Here is a 3949-nt window from a genome sequence, read left to right as displayed (position 1 = left end):
GGGGAGCCGGCCCCACCCGCCCGGCACGTAGCGCAGCTCCAGCGAGGGGGTGATGGCATGACGGAAGCTCGTCTCGCGGCCCTCGAAGACGCGCGCCACCTGGCTTTCGAGCAGCAGCCCGGCGATGGGATAGCCCCGCTGCCACGTCCGGCCCGACACCTCACCCAGCCACACGTCCTGGCGCAGGCCCAGCGAAGGCGACACACGCATCAGGCTGCCCAGCCCGAAGGACGTGGACAGGCGGGGGAAGAAGTCCACCCGGTTGCGGGCTTCGCGGTCGTTGGAATTGAAGAGGCCGTCGGACTGCGCGGTGTCCTCGGAGCGTCCCCCAGTGCCGAAAGGGACATAGCGCCCGTCGGGCTGGAAGAGGCCGTCGATGCCCTCGTCGCCGTACCCGCCTCGCAGGGGCGCGAGCCGCAGGTACTGCACCGACAGGCCCCCCATGATTCCGCCCAGCACGGGCCGCTCCGGCAGGGCCAGGGTGATGGCCGGCAAGCGCTGGAACGTGGTGGGGCCCTTCAGGTCCGGGCGCGCCGGGTCCGTGGCCGCCGGGACGCGGTTGTCCTGGAAGAAGCGGTACCCCCACCGGATGTCCTGGCGCAGCGCCACGTCGAGCCCCGCGTAGCGGTCGTCCTGGCGCTGGAACACCGTGCCCGTGCTGCGCAGGTAGGTGAACTCGCGGGTGACGAGGTCGGCCGTGAGGTCGCGGGTGTAGTTGCCGTCGGAGACGAACGAGGCGTCGACCCGGTTGTGCCACCCTCCCCCCATGTCCTGGGTGTGCTGCCAGGACGCCTCGCCCCGGAGGCCTCGCCGCTCGTCGACGAACTCTGGCGAGGCGACACCGTCCACCGTCCGCCGGTAGAACACGAAGCTGCGCGGATCCCGGATGGGTCGGAGGTCGTAGAGGAACCCCAGCGTGGCCCGTCCCCGGGTCCGCTCGCTGGGCGCATAGCGGAACTCGGTGAGCAGGCGCGGCCCCTTCACGCCCAGGTAGCGCGGCTCCCGAACCGGCCCGGGGGCGCCGGGTACGCCCTCGTGCACTTCGTAGCCGCCGCTGAAGTACCCCGGCGTGAGCGTCACGTCGTAGCTCTGCCCCAGCGTGATGAAGAGGGGCTGCTCCAGGGAGAAGCCGTTGAGCGCGGAGAGGGTGGGCTTGGGGAGCAGCAGACCGGTGCGCCGCTGTGACAGCGGCATGTAGAGCCACGGCAGCGCGAACACGGGCACGGACTTCACGTACACCACGGGCAGCGTCATCGTGGCGCGCTCGCCCAGGACGACGGTGGCCGACGAGGCCTCCATGCGCCAGCCGGGCTCACCCGGGCTGCAGTTGCACGGCGTGAAGGCCAGGTCCTCCACGAGGAAGGTGTTCTCCCCCGTCCGGCGGATGCGCGAGCCGCTCATGAGGAGGGGCGTCTCCCCCATGGCCCGCAGCGCCTGGGGCGTGTTCGCCGTGTACAGGGCCTCCTGGGTGACGCCCTGCTTCTGCATGAAGAGGCCGCCCTCGAGGTTCGCCTCGTAGGTGCGCACATCCATCGTCACGGTGTCGGCGACCGCGGCCAGGCCGCTGGGGCCCACGAACATGACGCCGCCCGAGGCGGTGACGCGCTGGTTCACCTCGTCGTAGGTCACCTCGTCGGCGCGAAGCTGCATCGTCTCCGTGCGCAGCACGGCGTTGCCGCGCGCGGTGACGACCTTCGTGTCCGCTTCGTAGACGACCAGGTCCGCCGCCAGCTGCGCCTTCTCACCGTTGGGCAGAGCCAACGGGGTGGCGAGCGGCACCTGCGACGTGGAGACCAGCAGCGCGGCGGCGAGCGGAACGAGGAAGCTCATTCAGGGGTGCAGGGTATGCCGCGCCCAGGCCGAGCGGCCCGCCCTTTTCACCGGCCTGTGCGCTGGAAGTCCAATGAAATGACGTTGCCCTCCTGGCGGGCCTGGAACGGCGCGGCCTGCCGGAGCTCGATGGTGATGCGCACATCCCGCCCGGACGCGCTCGGGTCCACCCGGCTCACCGGCGTCGCGAAGAAGGACGTGTCCAGCGGCAGCGTGTTGTTGCTGGCGTCCACGCGGGTGTTCTCCAGCTCCAGCACCACGGAGCGGCCCTGCTCCGACACGGAGTAGCTGACCGGCTCATTGGTGCGGATGAACACGCGCGAGGCGCCCGGCTGCTGCTGGAAGCCCACCAGCGTCAGCGTCTTGCGGCGCGAGGACACCGCGCCGGAGCTGCTCGGCCGGGACGGCTCCACCGCCTGCTGCTGGCGGCGCTCCCGGGACGCGCGCGCCTCGGCCTGGCGCTGACGGCGCTCCTCGGCAGCGGCCTCCTGCTGGGCCCGGCGCTCCTCCGCCGCGGCCCGCGCGGCGGCGCGGCGCTCCTCGGCGGCGGATTGCTGCGCGGCCTTCCGCTGCTCGGCCTCGGCCCGGGCCGCCGCCTTGCGACGCTCCAGCTCCTCGGCGGCGGCCTGCTGCTGGGCCCGGCGCTCGTCGGCGGCGGAGTCCTGCGCGGACGCGCGCGCGGCCTCCTCCTGGCGCTTGCGCTCCGCCGCAGCGGCCTCTTCCTGGCGCCGCTGCTCGTCGGCGGAGGCCTGCGCGGACGCGCGCGCGGCCTCCTCCTGGCGCTTGCGCTCCGCCTCAGCCCGAGCCTGCTCCTCCTGCTGGCGCTGAGCGGCGGCCCGCGCTTCCGCCTGACGATTCGCCTCCGCCTCCGCGTCACGCTGCGCGGCGGCGGCGGCTTCGGCGGAAGCCCGCGCCTGGGCCTCACGCTCGGCGCGAGCCGCGGCGGCGGCCTCCGCGGCGGCCTGCTCCTGGGCCTGACGCTCCGCCGCGGCGGCAGCGGCGGCCTCCGCGGCGCTGCTCCCCGCCTGGGGCTGCTCGGTGCCCGGCGCCTGCGCCACGGCCTGACCTCCGCCGCCCGCGACGCGGACGACGAGCTGGTTGCCATTGGCCTGGATGTCCGCCTCCACCTCGCGCTCGTAGCCGATGAGCACGCGCGCGATGGAGGACGCCTCGGAGCCATAGCTGGCGGTGCGGATGGCCGTCACCGTGCCATTGCCCACCTGGATCTCCTCGGGCACGTCGGTGAAGACGGCCTCGGAGATGTCGATGACGAGCCGCGGCGGGTCCGTCATGGTGAACGTGGTGAAGTTGGCCTTCTGCGAGCCGGAGATGGTCACCGTCCCACCATTCACCTGCACCGCGGTGATGGTGTTCAGGTTCGTGGCCGGAGCCTGCGCGAGCGCCAAGAAGGGCACGAGCACCACACCGAGCAGCCACGCGGCAAACAGCTTCATCGACCACACCCCTTCACGTTGACAAAAGAGCGTGGAGGCTATCACGCACCAACGTGCCTCCAACTTTCCGTCCAGACGCGTCTAGCGGAGCCGCGGAAGGCTCGGCGAGCGATACCGGTGGGTCCGCGCGTACTCGATGAGGTTCTTGATGTCGTAGCAGATCTGCCGGATGTCGTGCCCCATCGTCAGCTCGATGTGGCTGTTGCCCTTCACCGGGCGCCAGAGCAGGTACTCACTCTTCGCGGCGCGATACACGCTGCGCGTCGACTCCAGCGAGGCCAGCGGGTCCAGGTCCCCGAAGATGATGGCCATGGGAACCTCGATGCGGCCGAAGCCCCGCTTGAAGTCGAAGCCGGTGCGGTAGCAGACCATTTCTCCCCGGCGAATCCACCGCGCGAACTGCTCCAGCACCCGGCGCGGCTCCCGCTCTCCGCCTTCGCGGAGCAACCAGCGGATGTCATCCGCGCTCACCCGCTCCGGATTGATGAGACGGTTGAGCCGCGTGGTGAGCTGTTGATACAGCGGCGAGTTCTCCGCCTTCGCGAGCTGGCGCTCCAGCGACTTGAGGATGATGTCCACCGGCACCGCGTCGAAGCGCAGCGTCCGCCGCGCCTGCGGCTTCAGCCGGCGGCCCAGGCCCTTGTTCCTGTCTCTTATACACCTCT

2 protein-coding genes and 1 pseudogene are annotated in these 3949 nt (G+C 71.5%); all 3 read right to left on the bottom strand.

The genetic code is table 11. The annotated features are described in order from the left end of the window. The coding region (locus tag G4D87_RS34555; RefSeq protein WP_163786930.1) for an LPS-assembly protein LptD at positions 1-1830 on the bottom strand (1830 nt) is incomplete at its 3' end. Positions 1831-1877: 47 nt separating this feature from the next. Beyond that, the gene (locus G4D87_RS34550; protein WP_163786929.1) at positions 1878-3347 is read right to left on the bottom strand and encodes an AMIN domain-containing protein; all 1470 of its coding nucleotides are present in this window, start codon (positions 3345-3347) and stop codon (positions 1878-1880) included. 18 nt (positions 3348-3365) lie between these two features. Further along, positions 3366-3949 (bottom strand): annotated as a pseudogene (locus G4D87_RS34545) (alpha/beta fold hydrolase); the annotation flags it as partial.

Source organism: Myxococcus vastator, assembly GCF_010894475.1.
GTDB classification, from domain to species: domain Bacteria; phylum Myxococcota; class Myxococcia; order Myxococcales; family Myxococcaceae; genus Myxococcus; species Myxococcus vastator.
This window is presented reverse-complemented; position numbering and strand designations above follow the sequence as displayed.